At 30.2% G+C, this 21900-nt stretch carries 20 protein-coding genes; 17 read left to right on the top strand and 3 right to left on the bottom strand.

Annotated elements, in window-relative coordinates:
* Positions 1–383 precede the first annotated feature (383 nt).
* The 11 genes from KPL55_RS05200 to KPL55_RS05150 all read left to right on the top strand — a co-directional run bounded on the left by KPL55_RS05200 (position 384) and on the right by KPL55_RS05150 (position 12974).
* The gene (locus tag KPL55_RS05200; protein WP_216305649.1) at positions 384–1238 is read left to right on the top strand and encodes a hypothetical protein; all 855 of its coding nucleotides are present in this window, start codon (positions 384–386) and stop codon (positions 1236–1238) included.
* 17 nt (positions 1239–1255) lie between these two features.
* Entirely contained in the window at positions 1256–2056 is an 801-nt protein-coding gene (locus tag KPL55_RS05195; protein ID WP_216305648.1) for a sugar phosphate isomerase/epimerase family protein, read from the top strand.
* 179 nt (positions 2057–2235) lie between these two features.
* Complete coding sequence (tig, locus tag KPL55_RS05190) at positions 2236–3528, top strand: trigger factor (RefSeq protein WP_216305647.1); 1293 nt, start codon at positions 2236–2238, stop codon at positions 3526–3528.
* A 153-nt stretch (positions 3529–3681) separates the two neighbouring features.
* Positions 3682–4266: an ATP-dependent Clp endopeptidase proteolytic subunit ClpP gene (gene clpP, locus KPL55_RS05185; RefSeq protein WP_216305646.1), complete on the top strand. Its 585-nt coding sequence runs from the start codon at positions 3682–3684 to the stop codon at positions 4264–4266.
* Positions 4267–4313: 47 nt separating this feature from the next.
* On the top strand, positions 4314–5606 hold the full coding sequence (clpX, locus tag KPL55_RS05180) for an ATP-dependent Clp protease ATP-binding subunit ClpX (RefSeq protein WP_216305645.1): 1293 nt from the start codon (positions 4314–4316) through the stop codon (positions 5604–5606).
* A 201-nt stretch (positions 5607–5807) separates the two neighbouring features.
* Positions 5808–7490: an ATP-dependent protease LonB gene (gene lonB / locus KPL55_RS05175; protein WP_216305644.1), complete on the top strand. Its 1683-nt coding sequence runs from the start codon at positions 5808–5810 to the stop codon at positions 7488–7490.
* 290 nt (positions 7491–7780) lie between these two features.
* Positions 7781–10093: an endopeptidase La gene (lon, locus tag KPL55_RS05170; RefSeq protein ID WP_216305643.1), complete on the top strand. Its 2313-nt coding sequence runs from the start codon at positions 7781–7783 to the stop codon at positions 10091–10093.
* Positions 10094–10148: 55 nt separating this feature from the next.
* Positions 10149–10742, top strand: coding sequence for a ribosome biogenesis GTP-binding protein YihA/YsxC (gene yihA, locus KPL55_RS05165; protein ID WP_216305642.1), 594 nt, complete (start codon positions 10149–10151; stop codon positions 10740–10742).
* A gap of 347 nt (positions 10743–11089) precedes the next feature.
* On the top strand, positions 11090–11521 hold the full coding sequence (locus KPL55_RS05160; RefSeq protein ID WP_216305641.1) for a hypothetical protein: 432 nt from the start codon (positions 11090–11092) through the stop codon (positions 11519–11521).
* A 123-nt stretch (positions 11522–11644) separates the two neighbouring features.
* Complete coding sequence (locus KPL55_RS05155) at positions 11645–11872, top strand: hypothetical protein (RefSeq protein WP_216305640.1); 228 nt, start codon at positions 11645–11647, stop codon at positions 11870–11872.
* Positions 11873–11927: 55 nt separating this feature from the next.
* The gene (locus KPL55_RS05150; protein WP_216305639.1) at positions 11928–12974 is read left to right on the top strand and encodes a hypothetical protein; all 1047 of its coding nucleotides are present in this window, start codon (positions 11928–11930) and stop codon (positions 12972–12974) included.
* A 117-nt stretch (positions 12975–13091) separates the two neighbouring features.
* On the opposite strand, the gene KPL55_RS05145 is transcribed toward KPL55_RS05150, so the two are convergent.
* Positions 13092–13490: a bactofilin family protein gene (locus KPL55_RS05145; RefSeq protein WP_216305638.1), complete on the bottom strand. Its 399-nt coding sequence runs from the start codon at positions 13488–13490 to the stop codon at positions 13092–13094.
* A 287-nt stretch (positions 13491–13777) separates the two neighbouring features.
* Positions 13778–14737, bottom strand: coding sequence for a VCBS repeat-containing protein (locus KPL55_RS05140; RefSeq protein WP_216305637.1), 960 nt, complete (start codon positions 14735–14737; stop codon positions 13778–13780).
* 95 nt (positions 14738–14832) lie between these two features.
* Here KPL55_RS05140 and KPL55_RS05135 point away from each other — a divergent pair, with 95 nt between their 5' ends.
* Positions 14833–16074, top strand: a complete 1242-nt coding sequence (locus KPL55_RS05135) for an ABC transporter substrate-binding protein (RefSeq protein WP_216305636.1) — start codon at positions 14833–14835, stop codon at positions 16072–16074.
* A 47-nt stretch (positions 16075–16121) separates the two neighbouring features.
* Here the strand turns inward: KPL55_RS05135 and perR are convergent, their stop codons facing one another.
* Positions 16122–16532 carry a transcriptional regulator PerR gene (perR, locus tag KPL55_RS05130; RefSeq protein WP_216305635.1) on the bottom strand — a complete coding sequence of 137 codons (411 nt, stop codon included), beginning with the start codon at positions 16530–16532 and terminating at the stop codon, positions 16122–16124.
* Between the two features lie 192 nt (positions 16533–16724).
* Here perR and KPL55_RS05125 point away from each other — a divergent pair, with 192 nt between their 5' ends.
* The 5 genes from KPL55_RS05125 to trmB all read left to right on the top strand — a co-directional run bounded on the left by KPL55_RS05125 (position 16725) and on the right by trmB (position 21841).
* The gene (locus KPL55_RS05125) at positions 16725–18155 is read left to right on the top strand and encodes a PhoH family protein (RefSeq protein ID WP_216305634.1); all 1431 of its coding nucleotides are present in this window, start codon (positions 16725–16727) and stop codon (positions 18153–18155) included.
* Positions 18156–18316: 161 nt separating this feature from the next.
* Positions 18317–19333 (top strand): phosphodiester glycosidase family protein, encoded by a 1017-nt coding sequence (locus KPL55_RS05120; protein WP_216305633.1) that lies wholly within the window; start codon positions 18317–18319, stop codon positions 19331–19333.
* Between the two features lie 56 nt (positions 19334–19389).
* Complete coding sequence (locus tag KPL55_RS05115) at positions 19390–20433, top strand: hypothetical protein (RefSeq protein ID WP_216305632.1); 1044 nt, start codon at positions 19390–19392, stop codon at positions 20431–20433.
* 92 nt (positions 20434–20525) lie between these two features.
* Entirely contained in the window at positions 20526–21143 is a 618-nt protein-coding gene (locus KPL55_RS05110) for a site-2 protease family protein (protein WP_216305673.1), read from the top strand.
* 29 nt (positions 21144–21172) lie between these two features.
* Positions 21173–21841, top strand: coding sequence for a tRNA (guanosine(46)-N7)-methyltransferase TrmB (gene trmB / locus KPL55_RS05105; protein WP_216305631.1), 669 nt, complete (start codon positions 21173–21175; stop codon positions 21839–21841).
* The last annotated feature ends 59 nt before the right edge of the window (positions 21842–21900 follow it).

Below are 21900 nucleotides of genomic sequence, written 5' to 3'. Positions count from 1 at the left end.
TATAAAAGTTGTAATATTAAAAATATTATGTCAATTAACAAACTGTTTAAATTCAACGGTTTGTACGTGTTAAAAATTTATCATAAAAATATAACAGTTTATTTTTAAAGTGAAACAACACTTTGTTATGATGCTTTATTGAAAAATATGTATTAAGTTAATTAGAATATACTTAAATTAACATTAATGAAAATTTATGATTTAGTTTTTAATTTCTTAATATTGAAATGGGAAAATAAAGAAAGAAGGCATCTTTTGAAAACCATACTATTTTCATATGTTATGAGGTATAATAAAAGTAATATGGTTAATTATTTAGGTATTCGATTAGTAGGAAATGTCTAAGGAATAACAGTTTATCAATTATAATGGAGGTAAGTCATATGAGGAAGCCTAGTATATTTAGCAAGAATTATGACAAAGAAGTAAAAAGACGAAAAATAATAATAATAACGTTGATCATATTGCCCGTAATTGGGCTTGGTATATTTTTCAGTACAGGTTTTGATGCTGTTCTAAATAAAGGTATAAGTATGAAAAATGGTATAAATAGTATTCTATCAAATAAGTCGAAAGATAATAAAAAAGATGAGCAAAATAAGGCTGCTGCGGTTAAAAAAGAATCAGAAAAAGTTATTGAAAAGCAGGCAAAAACAGAAAAAGATGATAGTGCAAAGGCTGAGAGTGCTTCAAAAGCAGTATCTGATATAAAAGATCAACACTTTGATGTAACATTCTCAGATGGACAAAAGGTTAGTATAGAATATAGTCAATTAGCAGAAGTGAAAACCATAAAGGGTGTAACAAATGATAAAGAGGTATCATATGATATAAGTCCTAGTAAAAAGGCAATAGTTCTGCAAAGTATAAAAAATCAGGATATGTTATACGTTGATGTTAATGAAATTAAAACAGATATCACAAAGAAAGCATATGTGTCGAGCAAGAATGTGACTTTTACAAAAAAAGAACAGCTTAATAAGAATCCATCATATCTTTGGTCGGTTTCACCTAAATTTATAGATGAGGATAATATTGCATACGTTAGTGAGTTACCTTGGCTTAAAAAGACGGTTAAGTATATATGGAAGGTAAATTTAAAAAACAATACCCATAAGCAAGTTCAACGTGTATCTGGTAAAGAAATAACCTTTGATAAGATAACACCCGAGGGGCTAGCGGCAAACATAGATGGTAACATTGTGTATATAACCCCAATGGGCAAAGTAGTCAAATAGGGAAAAGAGGTAAAAGAATGGAAATAGGACTATCGACCGCCTGCTTTTATCCTGATGTGTATACAGAAAATAGTATAGGAAAGATGAAAGAGCTAGGATTTAATTGTGGTGAAATATTTTTTAATACGCCTAGTGAATATGAACAAGAATTTTTAAAGGTGCTCATTGAAAAAAAAGAATTTTATAAGTTCAACGTAAATTCTGTTCATGCATTTTCAACTTCTTTTGAACCATACCTTTTTGATAAATATGACAGAAGACGCCATGATATGTTAAAACATTTTAAAAAAGTTATCAAGGCGGCAAAAATGTTAGGAGCGAGTTGTTATACTTTTCATGGTATGAGATATACTAAATTTAATGATCTTGATAGGAAGTTTGTTATTGATAGATATAATGAACTTTCATATATTGCAATGGAATATGGTATTAAATTGGCACAAGAAAATGTATCTTGGTGTATGTCAGCAGATCTAGAGTTCTTAAATTTTTTGTCTGAATCTTGCACGTACCCAATATATTTTACTTTAGATTTTAAACAAGCCTGTAAAGCTAATATTGCTATAGAAAAATATATTAAGGTTATGGGAAGTAACATGGTTAATCTTCATATTAATGATAGAGATGAAAATCACCCTTGTCTTTTACCAGGGAAAGGGAATTTGAATTATGAAGATATATCTATTATGCTTAAGGAAATTTGCTATGCCGGCAAAGGTATTATAGAGGTTTACAACAACAATTATTCAAGTTACGATGAACTAACTAAAGCAAAGGAATTTGTTTCTGGTAAATTTAACAATAAAACTGAAAATTAAAGGATATTAATGGATTTTGGAGATATTAAAATTACCTTGTAAATTATAAACAATTTAGTTATAATTACAATATTAGACTGTTTGAGCAAATATGCTGAATAATATTTGTAAACAACTTAAAAGTTATGTTATAATATTTAAAGTAATCAGCATTTGTGGCAATTAGGAGGAGTAATATAATGAACATTAAAATGGAAAAATTAGAGAAAAATATTATTAAATTAGAAATAACAGTAGAAGCAGAAAGGTTTAATAAATCACTTAAAAAATCTATCGCAAAAAACTCAAAAACTATGAACATACCTGGATTCAGAAAAGGTAAAGCGCCAATGAATATAATCAAAAAAATGTATGGTGAAGGTGTTTTCTTTGAAGATGCAATAAATTTCTGTTGTGATGATACATATCCAGAAGCTTTAAAGGAACATGATATAAATCCACTGGATTATCCTAAAATTGATATTATTGAAATTGCAGAAGGAAAAGATTTCATTTATACTGCTTCAGTATCTGTTGTACCAGAAGTTAAACTTGGAGAATACAAAGGAGTAGACGCTAAGAAAACTGAATATAAAGTAACAGATGATGAAATTGAAAACCAGTTAAAAGGAATGCAAGAAAAAAATGCTAGAGTTGAAGAAAAGCTTGAAGGCGCTGTAGCAATGGGCGATATAGCAATTATAGACTTTAAAGGATTTGTTGAAGAGGTTCCTTTTGACGGTGGAGAAGGAACTGATTTTGAACTTGAAATTGGTTCAGGATCATTCATTGATACATTTGAAGAACAATTAGTTGGATTAAAAATTGGAGAATCTAAAGAAGTTAAAGTTAATTTCCCAGAAGCTTATGGAAGAGAAGACTTAAATGGAAAACTTGCTACATTTAATGTAACAGTTAAAAGCCTAAAAGAAAAAGAATTACCAGCAATTGATGATGAATTTGCTAAAGAAGTGTCAGAATTTGATACTTTAGAAGAATTAAGAAATGACATTAAAAAATCACTTTTAGTATCAAGTGAAGATAGAGAAAAGAAAGAATTTGAAGAAGCTGTAATTGATGCAGTTTGCTCTAATGTTGAAATGGACATTCCAGAAATTATGGTAAAAAGAGAAACTGATATAATGCTTAAAGATTTAGAAACAAAATTAAAAAACCAGGGCTTAGATCTTGAGTCATATTATCAATATACTAATAATACCGAAGAAAAAGTTAGATCATTTATGAAAGAATCAGCTGAAAAGAGAGTTAAAACTGATTTAGTAATAACTGAAATAGCTAAAATAGAAAAAATTGAAGCTAGCGATGAAGAAATGCTTGCAAAAGCAAAACAAGTTGCAGCACAGTACGGAGACAAAGATATAGATAAAACTGCAGAAATGATTATGCAAGCACAAAAACAATATCTAAAAATTGATGTTGTAAATGAAAAAGTAATAGACATGTTAGTGGATAGTGCTAAAGTTATTGCCTAGATAATACTAAAATTAATTGCCAGATATTTTTCTGGCAATTAATTTTGAATATAGGATAAAGCTGTATGATTAAAAAATTGCTACTTGGGATAGAATTAAGGAATAGATTACCTATTCAAACAATACTATTATTAGAGTAAAGGAGTGAGTTGTATGAGTTTAGTGCCAATGGTTGTTGAACAGACAAATAGGGGAGAAAGATCTTATGATATCTATTCAAGATTATTAAAAGAAAGAATAATTTTTCTAGGAGAAGAGGTTAATGATGTCACTGCTAGTCTAGTTGTTGCTCAGTTATTATATTTAGAGTCTGAAGACCCTGATAAAGACATCTATTTATATATAAATAGTCCAGGGGGATCAATTACAGCAGGAATGGCTATTTATGATACAATGCAATATATAAAGCCAGAAGTATCAACTATTTGTATTGGATTGGCTGCATCTATGGGATCTTTCTTATTAAATGCTGGCGAAAAGGGAAAAAGATTTGCATTACCTAACAGTGAAATACTTATACATCAGCCTTTAGGAGGCTTTCAAGGTCAGGCAACAGATATAGATATACACGCAAAACGAATTATGAAAACTAAAGATACATTAAATAGAATATACAGTGAAAGAACTGGCCAACCAATAGAGAAAATTCAACATGATGTTGAAAGAGATTATTTCATGAGTGCACAAGAAGCTATGGAATATGGATTAATAGATGAAGTTATAACTAAAAAGAAGTAACTTTAAAAAACAACTTGAAATGAAATAATGTTAGTAGAGGTGATAATATGACAAAGTTTGATGAGAAAAAACAACTTAAATGTTCTTTTTGTGGCAAAACCCAAGAACAAGTTAGAAGATTAATTGCAGGACCAGGTGTGTATATATGTGATGAATGTATAGAATTATGTTCTGAAATAATTGTAGATGAGTTCCAGGGAGATGTTGAAATAGATCTAGGGTCATTACCAAAACCTGCAGAAATAAAGAAATATATGGACGATTATGTAGTAGGCCAAAACGCTGCTAAAAAGTCATTAGCAGTAGCTGTATATAATCATTATAAGAGGACAAATTCTAATGTTAATGAAGGCGATGTTGAATTACAAAAGAGTAATATATTACTACTTGGACCTACAGGTTGTGGTAAAACTTTACTTGCTCAAACTTTAGCAAAATACTTAAATGTACCCTTTGCTATAGCAGATGCCACTACGCTTACTGAAGCAGGTTATGTTGGGGAAGATGTAGAAAACATCCTACTTAAATTAATACAAAATGCTGATTATGATGTAGAAAAAGCTGAAAAAGGTATTATATATATAGATGAAATAGATAAGGTTGCTAGAAAATCAGAAAATCCATCTATAACAAGAGATGTGTCTGGAGAAGGAGTTCAACAGGCATTACTTAAAATACTTGAAGGAACTACAGCATCAGTACCGCCACAAGGTGGAAGAAAACACCCTCACCAAGAATTTATTCAGATAAACACAGCTAATATTTTATTTATCTGTGGAGGAGCCTTTGATGGTCTTGATAAAATTATAGAAAAAAGAACTAGAACTACATCTGTGGGTTTCGGAGCTGAAATAAGATCAAAAGAAGAAGTAAATGTAGGTGAGTTATTAAAGTCTATAATGCCAGGAGATTTATTGAAGTTTGGCTTAATTCCAGAGTTTGTTGGAAGATTACCTATAGTAGTTACTCTTGAAGCTTTAGATGAAGAGGCATTAGTTAGCATTCTTAGCGAACCTAAAAATGCCCTTATAAAACAATACAAGAAATTATTTGAGATGGATAATGTAGAGTTAGAGTTTGAAGAAGAAGCCTTAAAATCTATAGCTAAAGAAGCTATTAAAAGGAAAACTGGAGCTAGGGGACTTAGATCTATTATAGAAGATACAATGAGTGAAATTATGTTTGATATTCCATCAAATGAAGAAGTTTCAAAAGTAATAATTACAGAAGAAACTATTCAAAATAGAAAACCAAAACTTGTTTTAGCTGAAGGTGGCAAAAGAGAAAAAATAAAAATTGCAAAAAAAATTCAGACTAAAAAAGGTCCAGAAACAGCATAGTAAACTAAAAATGAAAATATAGCGAAAAGGCAGATGTATATCTGTCTTTTTTTATTTTTAAAATAATAAAATTATGGAAAAAAAGAATATATTAATCATTTCTTGAGCATAATATCAATAATGCAATATTTACTAAAATATGCAAATTTAATATGCGAAGGAGGATTAGCTTAATATATTAAGTGTTAAGCTTTAAATAATATGACAATGAAGCTTCTAATGGCAATTCAACTCTTTTTTACAATAGTAATCGGATTATATTTCTTTAATGCATTAAAGTCACAGCAAAGTAACAAGGTGACTGTTAATAAGGAAAACAAGAAAGAAATGGAAAATTTAAGAAGAATGAAAAAGATAAGCCTTACAGAGCCGCTTACAGAAAAAAGCAGACCAACTAAATTTGAAGAGGTTATAGGGCAAGAAAAAGGAATTAAAGCATTACAAGCAGCAATATGTGGTCCTAATCCACAACATGTCATAATTTATGGGCCGCCTGGAATAGGAAAAACGGCAGCGGCTAGATTAGTTCTTGAAGATGCTAAAAAAAGAGAAAAGTCTCCCTTTAATGCACAGTCAAAGTTTGTAGAAATAGATGGAACTACTGTTAGGTTTGATGAGAGGGGAATAGCAGATCCGCTTATTGGATCGGTTCATGACCCTATATACCAGGGAGCTGGTCCGTTAGGTGTGGCGGGTGTACCTCAACCAAAACCTGGGGCTGTCACAAAAGCACATGGTGGGATTTTATTTATTGATGAAATTGGAGAACTACATCCTATAGAAATGAATAAACTACTTAAGGTATTGGAGGATAGAAAGGTCTTTTTAGATAGTGCGTATTACAATGGAGAAGATCCTAATACACCGCTTTATATAAAAGAAGTATTTGATGAGGGATTACCTGCCGATTTTAGATTAATCGGTGCAACTACGCGTAGCCCGGAAGAAATAACTCCAGCAATAAGGTCAAGATGTATAGAAATATTCTTTAGGGCATTGCTTCCAGAGGAATTGCAAATAATTGCATCAAACTCAATAAAAAAAATGGGCCTTAAAATTTGTGATAAAGCTTTAGACCTTGTAGGTAAATACACTAGCAATGGCAGAGATACCGTTAATTTAATTCAACTAGCTTGTGGTATGGCTATTAATGATGAAAGAGATGAAGTGAGTATTGGAGATATAGAGTGGGTTATAGAAAATGGACAGTATTCTCCAAGGCTTGAATCTAGGATATCAGATAAACCACAAATCGGATATGTAAACGGGCTAGCGGTTTATGGAGCTAATATAGGTGCAGTTATGGAAATTGAAGCTAGTGCAAAAAAAATTAAGATTAGAAAAGGTGCGCTTAAAATTACAGGAATTATTGAAGAAGAAGAAATAAGCAGTAGCAATAAAAAACTTAGAAGAAAAAGCACTGCAAGATCTTCAGTAGAAAATGTTGTTACAGTCCTTGAAAGGTATTTTAATTTAGATTGTGACGACTATGATATTCATGTGAATTTCCCAGGAGGATCACCTGTAGATGGACCATCTGCTGGAGTAAGTATATTAACAGCGATATACAGTGCAATAAAGGGTATACCAGTTGATAATATGGTTGCAATGACAGGAGAGATATCAATACATGGATCTGTGAAGCCGATAGGTGGGGTCAATGCTAAGATTGCCGCTGCAAAGAAAGCTGGAGCTACTAGGGTTATTATTCCTAAAGATAATTGGCAAGATAGTTTTAGTACTATTGAAGATATTAAGATTATACCAGTTAGTAATATTAGTGAGGTTATTCGTGAAGCGTTACTTCAAGAACTACCTAAAAAAATTCCAATTACATTTGAGCCAGATGTGGATATTATAGCAGCTGAGTCATTAAAAATTTAATATGTTATAATATTAAAAGGTAATCCATATTTAATTATAGTGGATTACTTTATTTTAAATTCTCTAGTATTGAAAATTGAGTATATTATAGGTATACTGTAGTAGTGGCACTATATAAATATAGTGTTGGTACTATATAAATATAGTGTTGGTACTATATAAATATGGTGTAACTATAAAAATCGAATGACGTAGTGGTTATAGTTTGTGATATGTAATTAAAGTAAATTCAAATAATGATATTATTTTAATAAAAGACGATTAATATAATATAGAAAAGAGGGAGAAAAATGGACAAAAACACAAAACTTCTTCCGTTAATTCCGCTAAGAGGTATGAATATATTTCCATACATGGTATTGCACTTTGACGTGGGTAGAGAGAAATCTATACTTGCATTAGAAGATGCTATGCTAAATAATCAAGAAATTTTTTTGGTTTCACAAAAGCAATCTAAAATTGAAGAACCAGAAGAAAAGGATATATATAATATTGGTACTATTTGTAATGTGAAACAAATATTGAAGTTACCAGGTGATACAATTAGGGTTCTAGTTGAAGGAATAAAAAGAGGTAAGATTTCGGAGTATAAAGAAAAGGAGCCATTTGTAAAAGTAGAAGTAGAAGTTATTGAAGATGAAACAAATGTAGACGATAAAAAATGTAAAGCATATATTAGACTTATAGATAAGTCGTTTGAACAATACATAAATCTTTCAGTTAACAGTTTTCCAGATGCTTTATTTAATTTAGAAGAGACCGAAGAGCCAGGAAGATATTGTGATATGGTAAGTTCATATTTAATATTAAAGTCTGATACTAAACAAGAATTGCTTGAAATATTAGATGTAACGAAAAGATTAGAAAAATTATTATTTATATTAAAAAATGAGCTTGAAGTCTTAAAGATAGAGAAAAAAATAGGAACCAAGGTTAAAGGCAGAATTGACAAAATTCAAAAAGAATATTATCTAAGAGAACAAATGAAAGCTATACAAGAAGAATTAGGCGAAGAAGACGAGAATAAAAGAGAAGTAGCTGAATACGAAGCTAAAATAACGAAAGCCAAACTTCCTAAAGAAGCGAAAGAAAAAGCAATTTATGAACTAAATAAATTGAAAAATTCCGGTAATTATTCTGCTGAAAATGGAGTAATAAGGACATATTTAGATTGGGTATTAGCTCTACCTTTTAATAAGTTAACTAAAGATAACATTGATATTAAAAAGGCTAGAGAAGTTTTTGAAACAGAACATTATGGGCTTGAGGAAGTTAAAGAAAGAATAATTGAATACTTAGCCGTAAAAAAAATCAGCAAAACTCTAAAGGGTCCTATACTTTGTTTAGTAGGTCCACCGGGTGTTGGTAAGACATCTATAGCGAAATCTGTTGCCAATGCATTAAATAGAAATTTTGTAAGAATGTCACTAGGTGGAGTAAAAGATGAGGCTGAAATCAGAGGTCACAGAAAAACTTACGTGGGAGCAATACCGGGTAGAATTATATATGCAATGAAACAAGCTGGATCTAAAAATCCGTTATTTCTATTAGATGAGATTGATAAAATGAGTGGTGATTCTAAGGGCGATCCTGCAGATGCACTCTTAGAAGTTTTGGATAGTGAGCAAAATGCAAGTTTTAGGGATCATTACCTTGAATTAGATTTTGACTTATCTAAGGTTTTATTTATAACTACTGCAAATAAATTAGATACTATTCCAAGACCATTATTAGATAGAATGGAAATAATTGAGGTATCAGGGTACACCTCAGAAGAAAAATTCCACATTGCTAAAAATCACCTTATTCCAAAGATGCTTAAGGAGCATAATATGGAAGATGCTAAAATAGTTTTTTCGGATTCTTCAATAAACTGTATTATTGAAAATTATACTAGGGAATCAGGGGTTAGAAATCTTGAGAGAAAAATTGCTTCCGTTATTAGAAAAGTAATAACAGAAATGGTTGAAAAGAACAAAGAAAATGTTAATGTCACTACAACTCATGTTAAAAAGTACTTAGGTGCTGCTATATATACCTATGATAAAGCAGATACAGAAGATGGAGTTGGTATTGTAACTGGACTAGCATGGACTGAAGTTGGTGGAGTTACACTGCCAGTGGAGGCAAGCGCTATGGATGGAACTGGTAAACTTCAACTCACAGGACAATTAGGAGATGTTATGAAAGAATCTGCTAAAGCTGGATACAGTTATGTTAGGGCTAATGTTGACAAGTATAATATTGATAAAGATTTCTATAAAAATAAAGATATCCATATTCACGTGCCTGAAGGTGCTGTACCTAAAGATGGTCCTTCCGCAGGTGTAACTATGATAACTGCAATGATATCTGCTTTAACGGGCAGAAAGGTAAGGCATAACGTAGCAATGACAGGAGAGATTACTCTTACAGGAAGGGTTTTACCTATTGGTGGACTTAAGGAAAAATCATTAGCTGCATATAGAGCGGGAATAGATACAATAATAATTCCTAAAGATAATGAAAAAGATATACAAAAGATACCAAAGAGTATTAAAGACAAACTAAAATTTATAATTGCAAGTAAAATAGAAGATGTACTTGAAAATGCATTGCTTTAAAATATATTAATTGTAAATATAATAATTTTAAATACATTAATTGGAGAGATAAACAATGGAGATAAAACAATCTGAATTCATAATTTCAGCAGTAAAACCTGCCCAGTACCCAACAGATAATAGAGTGGAGTATGCTTTCGTTGGTAGATCAAACGTAGGTAAATCTTCTTTAATAAATACTTTAACGAACAGAAGAAAGCTTGTTAAAGTTAGTGGGACACCTGGAAAAACTAGACTTATAAATTTTTTCTTAATAAATAATAGTTTTTATTTTGTTGATTTACCAGGTTACGGATATGCCAAAGTATCTAAATCTGAACAAGCTAAGTGGGGTAAGATGATGGAGGACTATTTAGTTCGTAGACCTCAACTTCAAAAAGTAGCGTTACTTGTGGATTGTAGACGTAAACCAACTAAAGATGATCTTTTAATGTACGGTTGGATCAAACATTTTGGATATGAGGTTGTTATAGTTGCAACCAAAAAAGATAAGCTGAACAGAACGGAATTAGTGCAAAATAATAAATTAATAAGAGAAACACTGGCGCTTGAGGAACATGAAGAGATTATTAATATTTCATCACTTAAAAAAACTGGTGTAAATGAATTGCTTAATAATATGTTCCACGATAATGATATTCAGGAATAGTTAAATGAAATAAGATCTAAAGAATAAAAAAATAAGCTGCGATATTAATAGACCTATAAGGTTGTGTTAACTAACATTTAGTGCACAATGTGATTAGGTCTATTATTATTTTTTGACAAGTTTTTAATCAAGAATTTTGTATCAATATATTTTTATCAGAATAGTATATATTAGAAAACAAAAGATAAGAATCTATAAGTTAAATAGTAAAAGTTGATTGAACAAAAGTTGAATAAACAAAGGTAATTAATTTGTATCAATATGTTTTCATCAGAATAGTATATATTAGAAAACAAAAGAAAAAATTAAAAGTCAACTAAGAGAAATACAAAAAGGAGGTAATTAAAATGGACATGAATGGTTTATTAAGCGGATTAGCAGACGCTCAAAAAAACGGATCCAATAAAAACTGTAACAACAACGATAATTGCGGCGGTGGCGGTGGATTTGGCGGCGGCTTCGGTGGTGGAGGAATAATTTGGATCATAGTATTATTGCTTTTATTCTGTGGCCAAGGTCAAGGACAAGATTGTGGAACTGTATGTGGATGTGAAAAGAAGCACTGCAAGGAACTTTGTAGATGTGGATCAAGTTCTAGCGGCGGATATGGCTTAGGTGGATTTGGTGGCTTAGGCGGATTAGGTGGTGGATGCGGCGGAGGAAGCGGCATTTGGATTATAATCTTAATACTTTTATTCGCATGTACCGGTAACAATGGTAGAAACAACAAAGGATGTACAAATAACATCATTAATTTAGACAGTTGTGACGATGAGTAATTAAGGCGAAAAATTAAATTAGGATAAATGATAATAAGTGAACAATATGGATAAATAAAATGTTCATAACTTTAGCTGAAAAATGTAACACATTAAAATTTGGCCCAGAAAGGGGAGTTTTATATGTCAAAAAGAAGATGTTGTAGAAATACACCAATAGTTGCACCAGTGGTAAGTCCAGTAGGAAGTCTATGCACAAATCCAATTTGTGCGATAATACTTTTAATTATACTTCAAAGAACATGTCTACTTGAAAACAAGAACGCTTTCTTATTAATATTGTTATTCTTAGGATTTTGTTTTTGCAAAGGTGCATATGGTGGAACAGCAGTAAAAAGCTGCGGTTGTTAATTAAAAAAATCAGGGAGAGCTTAAGGCTCTCCTATTTATAAATGAGGTGATAAATATGTCAAAACATCATAAGCATGAAAGAAATAATATGAACAATCAAAACAACAGCAATAACAACAACGGTAATAGTAATGGTAATAACGGAAACAATAATAATAACAATAATAACGGAAACAATAATAACGGAGATAATAATAATAATGACAACAACAATAATAGCAACAGTAACCCATTAGCACAAATGTTAAATGGAAGTTCTGCAAGTCCGTTATTGGGTTTAATATCCAGTTTTCTTGGTGGGAATAATGGTGGAGGAAATAATGGTGGTGGAAATAATGGTGGTGGAAATCTAATTGAAGGTTTACTTTCTGGTTTAGGAGGTAAAGACAACAACATGTTAGGAAATTTGATGGGTAGTTTAGGTGGGCAAGATAATAATATATTAGGAAATTTAATGGGAAGTTTAGGTGGTCAAGACAATAATATGTTATCAAACTTGATGGGGACATTAACTGGCCAAGGTGGTAATAACATATTAAGTAATTTAGCTAATGGCTTAAATTTAGGAAATGATAATTCAACTTCGAATGGAACAAAAAATAATAACAATAACAATAGTAATAATAATAATAATAGAAACAATAACAATAACAAAAACAATAATTTTAATGAGAATAATAATTCGGTAAATTCAAATGAAAGTGAAAACGATCAAGAAAATGATATATCAACCTTATTTTCGGGTATGGGTGATATAGATCTAAGCCAAATTTCAAATATGTTATCTGGAATCGACTTAAATAATTTAGATTTAAATAATTTAAATCTTAGTGATATTATGAATTCTGTTTCTAATAATAATTCTTTTGAAAATGATAGTTCATTCGATAATAATGATTCTTTTGAAAATAGCGATTCTTTTGAAAATAACGATGTTGAATTTAAACATACTAGTCCGAATGAAAATACACATAGTGTTTTAGATGAATTAGAAGATGAGGATAAAGGACAGCTTATATATATATTAGCCCACCTAGTAGATGAGAAAAAACTTGAAACACTAAATAAAATTGTGGAAGAAAATTATAACCTAAGACATTAAAATTTCCCAGTAAAAATCTATAATGAAGTAGGTTAATATGATAAATTTTTTTAAACAACACAAAAATTTTTAATTTATGTGTTGTTTTTGTTTTTTAATATTTAAGTTATGAATGAATTATAAATTATCAAATTCAGTGTCAGGCTTTTCGTAAGCTATCATAGTACACTTACCATCAAGAATGCCACCTTCAGAAATAACTAATTTTTTAACAGAGATATCGCCTGTGACCTTGCCGCAGCTTTCTATAGTTAATGTACTTTTACAAGAGATATTTCCATCAATTATTCCGTTTACATATGCATTGTTGCAAATTGTATTTCCAGTTATGTGGCCAGTTTCGCCTAAAATTACATCATCATCACAAACTATGTCTCCATCAATAGAACCATCTAGTTTTAACAATCCATTCCCATTCAAAGAACCAATTATATGACATTGTGCACCAACTAAAGTTTCAATCCTATCTGTGTCTTTTTCCTTATGATTATTACTGTTATTATTGTTATTAAACATGTAAATTCCTCCCTTATCTAATTGAATTATTTTCAAAAATATTAATAATTTATAGGACGATTTGTTGAATATTATATTTTTATAAATAATTAGTTTAAATTGTATTTTATATGAATAAAATTACGTGAAAAGGTTAATATTATTAATGTAATCGGAGTTAGATCTCCATTTGCATAAAATAAATTATTTTATGCGTAACCCCCCCATCCCCTTGGGACCGATAATACGGTCCCTTTTGTAATTTTGTTTAAGATATTAATATGTATATATCAAATACATTTAATATATTACTTAATATTTATTGAGCTTATTTTGAAAGTTGAATTTTTATTGTTATTAGGTAGAAGTTTTACGATTAATTCTATAGTGTAGTTTTTTATTTCTTTAAGGTCGCTTGTATTTGTTCCCTTGAAATTTAGAGTCCATAGAATTTCATTGGCATTTCCATCTTTATCCCAATTAGAGTCTTTAAAAACAGCATCTTGGAAGTTTAAATGCATTTTTTTACTTGATAAATCTCCTAATAATGAAATATCATTACCATTTAAGTCAGGTGAGAAAAGTTCTTTTGATATATTTAATTGGGGTAACGGGAAACTTGCCATTAGGGTTATGAAACTTAGTACTGTGTTTTTGCCCATATAATTATCAGTATAGTTGTAGTCAAAGGACTTTAAACCATTTTTAATGAAAATATAACTAGTGAAATGTAATATTCCATCGGTAATATTTCCAGATAAAACTTTAGGTGTTTTATTATTTTTACTATCTATGAAACCCAAAATATTGTTTGTACTACAAAATATATCATCAAATTTTTCACCATTCCAAAGAAAAACATGTAAAATAGCTTTATTATTTTGAGATGCTGTATCCTCTATAGAGGCTTGAGTAAATATTTCAGGTACTTTGTTTCTGGATATATCCATTAAAGTAAGTCGCATGGGCCACTGAGGATTAGAAGTTCCAACAGTGCTAATTTTTTTAGACGGCTCTAGATAATAGCTTTTATCTTCGGAATTTATTTGAATATAATATTTATCCATCTCTGTTTTTATGTAGAGGATATCCTTAATGCCATCTCCGGTTAGGTCAGATTGTATCATTTTAGGTTCATTAACAATATTAAATGTACTTATTGAATTTTTTCTGAATAATAAGAAGAATGTAATTATTGTTATAAAAACAATAATTGCTATAGTATAATAAATATTTTTCTTCTTAAAAAATATCACTTGTAACCTCATATATTCCACCCCCTTTAGATTATATGTTACAACTATAATTAATATTTATTAAAAATAATAAAAATTCATATTTATTAATACATTGAGGTGAATTTATGAAAAAAATATTAAAAGAGCTGAAGAAAATATGTAGTATTTTTATAATTTTAATTATGGTACTTAACCTTTCAGCTTGTAAATCTGGAAAAGAAGATCAAAAAAAGCTAAACATATTTTTAGATACGAGCGATATATATTCCTCTGAAGTAATTAAATTTATGATTGATGATTATAAAAAAAGTAATCCAGATGTGGAAGTAAAACTAAATAATGTATTAGGTGAAAAAAGTGATATTATGGATACTATTAATAAAGGTACAGAAGTAGATATGATTTTCACAAATAGGAATACACTTATTGAACTTAGCAAAAAAGGAGTTCTAAGTGATTTGTATGATACTTATGAAGAAAACAATATAAGTGATAGATATTATGACATTATGGGGTCTTATGGTAGAGTAGGTGACAAATATTATGGTATTGGGGTTATACCCTATTCAGTTGAACTATTATATAATAAGGCAAATCTAGAAAAACTAAAAATAGCTAATCCTACTAGTTTAAAGAAATGGCTAGATGTGCTTAAGCAAATTAATGCTAAAGGTATGAAAACCCCAATAGTGCTAACAGATGATGTAGATGCCGATGGATTTTTATTTTCATTAGTAGCTAGCAAAGTCATAAATATTCATGAGATTGAGGAGAGTTATGATAGTGGCGAGGAATCATACAAAAAAATTAAAGGTGTGCAGGACATTTTTAAAGAATTTAACTCACTCGCGAAAGATAAGGTTATTACCAAAAATAGTTTTGAGTTAGGGAACAAACAAAGTGTTATTAATTTTAATAATGGAGATTCGCCATTATTGGTTGCTATTTCTTATTTTAATTCTAAACTAAATGGAAGCAACATAGGAATAGTTGAAGATTATGACAATAACTCAAAGTTTGGATCAAATATTCCTATTATAATTAATTCATTATTAAGCGTTCCCGTAAATGCAAAAAATATGGATACTGCTAATGATTTTATTAAATATATATATAGCGATGAGGTTCAAGCAAGAATTGTGCAAAAGGAAATTATTAGCGGGAATAAAGTTGCAAATAGCAAAGTATCCGGTACCGGAAAAATAATGGTAGAACATATGTATAAAGCCAATGATAACAGTGTGCTTTTAATATATAATATACCTGAAATACTCAAAAATAATGTGCTTCTTACTTTAAAAAAGATTTTAGATGGTGTTTACAATTCTAAAGAATGGGATGAAACATTAAAGAAAAGTTATAAATAAAGCAAAAGGAGTATGAAATTAATTCATGCTCCTTTTACTTTAATAAATTATTTTTTACAGCTTTGACATAAACCATAGAAATAAATTTTACTTGCAACTACTTCATAACTAGTATACTGTTTTACATCTTCACAGGCATTTGAAAAACTTATGCCTTCTATGTCATCGACTCTACCGCAACTTACACACTGTATGTGAGGATGTGATGACATATTACCGTCATATCTAAAATTACCTTCACCTACGTTAAGCTCTATTATTAATTCAACTTCTATAAGAGTTTTTAGTGCCTTATAGACTGTAGCCAAACTCATAGTAGGATATGTTGGTTGTAGAGCTTTATAAATTACTTCTGCAGAGGGATGTTCTTTTGTCGACTGTAAATATTTATAAACAGCGATTCGTTGAGGTGTAAGCTTTAATTTTTTTTCTTTGAAAATTGTAGTAATGTTATCCATATACACCATCCTATAAAGTATTAAGTATATTATAAGTTTTATTATATAATAAAACTTATTACTTGTCAAAAAAATATTAATGTAATAAAAGTAAATTTATAGAATTAATAAGAAGTATAAAATTTATTTTATTTTTAATTCATTTATACGATAAGTAACATATATTAATAATAGAGAGAGGGGTGCTGATATTTGAAAAAGACCTATGTATTAGATACCAATGTTATTTTATATTCACCTAATTCTGTATTATCTTTTGGAGATAATGATGTAATAATACCCGAGATAGTATTAGAGGAATTAGATAGTTTTAAGAAAGATAAAAGTGATTTGGGAGCTAATGCCAGATACGCCGCTAGACTTATTGATAAGCTAAGAAAACAAGGCAAACTAAATGAGGGTATTGATTTAGAGAGTGGAGGAAGACTTAGGGTAGAAATGAACCACTATGACACTAAAATTCCTGCATCTTGGAATAAAGAAAAAGCTGACAATAGAATATTACAAGTATGTAAAGGTCTTAAAGAGCAAGGGGAGGATGTTTGGTTAATAACTAAAGATATATTTCAACGAATAAAGGCGGATGCCGTAGATATTAATGTTGAAGATTATTATGAAAAATTTGTACCTGAATATGATGACCAATATACAGGAAGAGAAGAAGTGTTTGTATCTCCAGAAAAACTTCAGGAATTTTATAGTAATAGAAATTTAGAATTGAGTGCATTACTTAAATATGATGAAAATTTGAATGAATATAACATTCCATCCTTATACACAAATCAATTTTTAATAATTCATTCGATTGAAAATCCTAAACAAACAGCACTAGGCAGATATGATGGAAAGAGTGTAGTTCCACTTTATAATAAGGAAAGTAAACCATTAGGTGTTGTTCCAAGAAACGTAGGACAGAGATTTATGCTTGAGGCGCTAAGCATTAATGCAGAGAAAGCTCCACTTGTAATTATAAAGGGACCAGCAGGAACAGCTAAAACACTATTTTCATTAGCGGTGGGACTTCAAAAAATATTGCAGGATAATGGTGAGCACAACCCCGGTGGTGAGCACCACCAAGGTGGTGAGCACCACCAAGGTGGTGAGCATTATAGAAGAATTTTAATTTGCAGGCCAAATGTTACTATGGATGAGGAAATAGGGTTTTTGCCTGGTACGGAACAAGAAAAAATATCCCCATTTATGAGGCCAATATTTGATAACTTAGAAATACTTGTGGAATCTGATGAAAAAGAGCGTTACAAAAATGAAAAGCAATTATTAGATAAGATAAAAGACTTGTTTGATAGAAGAATTATAACTACTGAAGCTGTAGCCTATCTTAGGGGCAGGTCTATAGTTAAAAACTGGGTAATTATAGATGAGGCACAAAATTTGTCTCCAAAGCAAGTTAAAGCAATAGTAACTAGAGTTGGAGAGGGAACAAAGCTAATACTTATAGGTGATCCAGAGCAAATAGATCATCCTTTTCTTGATTCAAGGTCAAACGGTTTATGTTATGCCTCTGAGAAGATGAAAGGTAGTGACTTGTGTTATCAAGTGACTTTAAAATATGATGAATGTGAAAGGTCTCCAATAGCATTCGAGGGGTCTAAGAAATTATAAAAAATTGATTATACAAAAGAGAGTATAAAAATTATACTCTCTTTTGTATAAAATTATCATATAATAGGTTTATTCACAAAAATTACATTTAAAATTTGTTTTCAAATATATAGTTTTACTGTACAATGTTATAGTACATAATAAAGAAAAGGATGGGAAACATGAGAGAAATAAATATATCTGGAAAAAGAAAAAAAAGAACAAGTACACTAGTTTTATTATTTATAATATTTGAATTTACTTTTACAGCTATTACAGGCCCATTTATGGTTTATTATGGCCCGTTTAAAAATGTGAAGACTACAGTAGTAGGTGCAGCGATGACTACTCTTACATTACAGTGGTTAGCAACATCATTTTTATCTGATGAAAAAATCAAACAAATTATGAGTGAACAAAAGGTAGAAGCTATAGTCCAAGATAAAACAGACGTTAAAAATGCTGGTGTGACTGTAGAAAACAAAAATGATAATAATATTGAAAGATATGATGTAAGTGGAAATAAATTTAAAGGGTACATATTAGTAATTAATGATCCAACTAGGATAAAAGTAGGTTACAGCAGTAAACTTGGTGAGGAAGGTCAATTAACCAGTGATATTGCAAAAGATAATAATGCCATCGCAGCAATTAATGGCGGCGGCTTTACAGATGAAGTTGCTGGAGCAAAATGGACGGGTACGGGAGCAAATCCTGCGGGAGTTATAATGACTGATGGAAAGATTGTATATAATAATATTAAAAATGAAAATGAGAAAAGACAAGTTGTAGCATTGACTAAATCTGGAAGACTATTAGTTGGGGCACATTCAGCTAAAGGGATGAAGGAACTTGGAGTAACAGAAGCAGTGTCCTTTGGACCAGCACTTATAGTTAATGGAAAGAAAACTATAAATAAAGGCGATGGTGGCTGGGGAATTGCACCTAGAACAGCTATAGCACAAAGGAAAGATGGAGCGATAATATTACTAGTTATAGACGGTAGGCAGGTAGGTAGTTTAGGGGCTACATTAAAAGAGGTACAAGATTTATTATTTGATGAATATGGAGCTTATAATGCTACTAACCTAGATGGTGGATCTTCTTCTACTTTGTATTATAATGATGAGATTATAAATAGTCCTTGTGACAGCTTGGGAGAGCGATCTGTACCTTCAATAATATATGTAACTAAGTAGGAAAATGTACAAGGTTAACATTAAGTTTATATATTTTAAATCAAAGGAGCAGCATTATGAAATGGAAAAAAAGAATAGTTATTTGGATAGTATTTTCGTTATCAATGCAATGTCTAGGACTCTTTTATATAAATAATTATCTTTTAGCTACTGATACAAAAGTAGTTACAAAAAAGGTTGTTGAAGATAAAAGTGAGAAAGCAAAAACTATAGACATTACTGTACCAGAAGAAGCAGAGACTGTATTAGTGTCTTATGACGCTAAATATTTATCATATTATGAAAAAGAAGAATTAAAACTGGTTAATTGTAGTGATGGAAAAATTAAAAATATAGAGGCAGAAGATGGGTCTAAAATTACTTTTTCTGAATGGCTTCCAGATAGAAATAGAATATTGCTTGTGGAGAAAAAGAGCGATAGTGAATCTAGCAACTTAGTGCTTTATTCTTATGATGTAAAAAAAACTGAAAAAGTAAAGGTTAAGGAATTGGATTGGAGTGGTATAAGCTCCGATGTAGAAAACATTCAATTATCTACTTTAACGGGGGTCATATACATTCAGGTATCAAATAATGCCACAAGTAGTAGTAGTATTTATAGAATTGATAGAATGGGTGATACTACAAAAATTAATACAATACCTAAACTAGTAGGTAATATTGCAGTACTTCGTAGTGAAGATAAGTTATTGTACGAGGGATCAGTTTATAATAAAATATATGCCACGAATAGTGATAAAAATATAAGTCATAAAAGTATAAGTTTTCAAGGCGCAGAAAAGCTTACTTTAATTGGTGCTCAAAATGATGAGGTTTATATTGGAGAACTACAAGACAATTTGATAAGTAAAATTTATTATGGTAAAACATCACAAGATACTAGTCAGTGGAAAATACTAGATTTACAAAAGGCTTCTGAAATAAAGGATTTATTTATATCCTCTGATGGCAAAGCATACCAAAATGATTCTCTTAAAGGTGTAATAAAAGAAATTGATTCTGGAATTGAAACTAGCTATAAAGGGGAATTGTCACAACTATATACTAAGGGAATAGTATCCATAGTAGATAATAAAGTATCATTTGTACCCTTTAAATAATGTGTAATCGGCAATTTATATTTGTTATTTTCATTAGATAAATATGAGGAGGAATTAACTTGGGTAATAGTGAATTATTGTATAAAATATTAATGATACCAGGGATTCTGTTGGCATTCACCTTTCATGAGTATGCTCATGCTATTACAGCAGATAGGTTAGGAGACAAAACTCCAAGATTTCAAGGTAGACTTACTCTCAATCCAATTGCGCATATAGATCCAATAGGTTTTATACTGATATTAGTAATGGGATTTGGGTGGGCAAAACCAGTTCAGACAAATCCTAGTGCATATAAAAATTATTATAAAGATGATTTGAAAGTTTCAGTGGCAGGGCCAATTGCTAACTTAATTCTAGGATTTGTGTTTTCAATTCTAACTGTATTGTTTTTTAAATACTCACCAACTCAGGGATCAATATATTCTATTGTTGTGAGTATACTACAGATTGCAGGGTCTATAAATTGTCTGTTATTTTTTCTTAATTTAGTGCCAGTACCAGGATTTGATGGATTTCATATAGTTCGGGATTTGTTTCCGAAGTTTTTTTATGGATTATCAGACACAATCAATAGGTATCAATTTATAATATTTATGGTGCTTATATTACCTATACTACCTGGTGGACAATCAGTTTTTTATTATCTTGTTCAAGTTCCATCCCAGGGGTTATTTAGTTTATTTATGAGCATTGCTCAAATGATTTAAAATTATTATAGATATAAGGAGAGAAAGATATGCGCTTAAGAAAAAAGTATTGGGCTAGACCAGAGATGGAAATTAGTAACATTGTGATAACAGACCAATATGAGTATAAAGGAAAATGGAATGAAGAATTTAAAAATAATAACCCAATACATCTAGAACTAGGTTGTGGCATGGGTGGATTTATATCAGAAAAGTCTACTCAAAATCTTGATATAAATTTTGTAGGTATAGATTTAAAAGATGAAGTGTTGGTATTTGCTCTTAGAAAAGTTATAGAAGTGCGAGGAATTCAAGACAAGCAAGATATAAATTTAAATGTAAGGCTTATGCCATTAAATATTAGTTTTATAGATGATGTCTTTGAAAAAGATGAGATAAGTAGAATATATATAAATTTTTGTAATCCTTGGCCAAAGGGTAGGCATAATAAAAGAAGGTTAACTCACGTTAAGTTCTTAACTAATTATAAGAAATTTTTAAAACTGGGATCAGAAGTTTGGTTTAAAACAGATGATACAGAATTATTTGAACACTCAGTAGAATATTTTAAAACATGTGGTTTTGAAATATTGTATTCAACCCATGATTTGCATAACAGTGGTTTTGAAGAGAATGTAGTTACAGAATATGAAGCTAAATTTCATGCTATAGGTAAAAAAGCTATGTTTTTGCGCGCTAAGTTAATTGTAGAGAATTAATATAATAAGTGAGCAATGGGCCTTGTAATTTGGAATTCTTATTAATTGACATAACTAAT

The organism is Clostridium lacusfryxellense, from assembly GCF_018861735.1.
In the GTDB taxonomy this organism is placed as follows: Bacteria; Bacillota; Clostridia; order Clostridiales; family Clostridiaceae; genus Clostridium_AD; species Clostridium_AD lacusfryxellense.
This window is presented reverse-complemented; position numbering and strand designations above follow the sequence as displayed.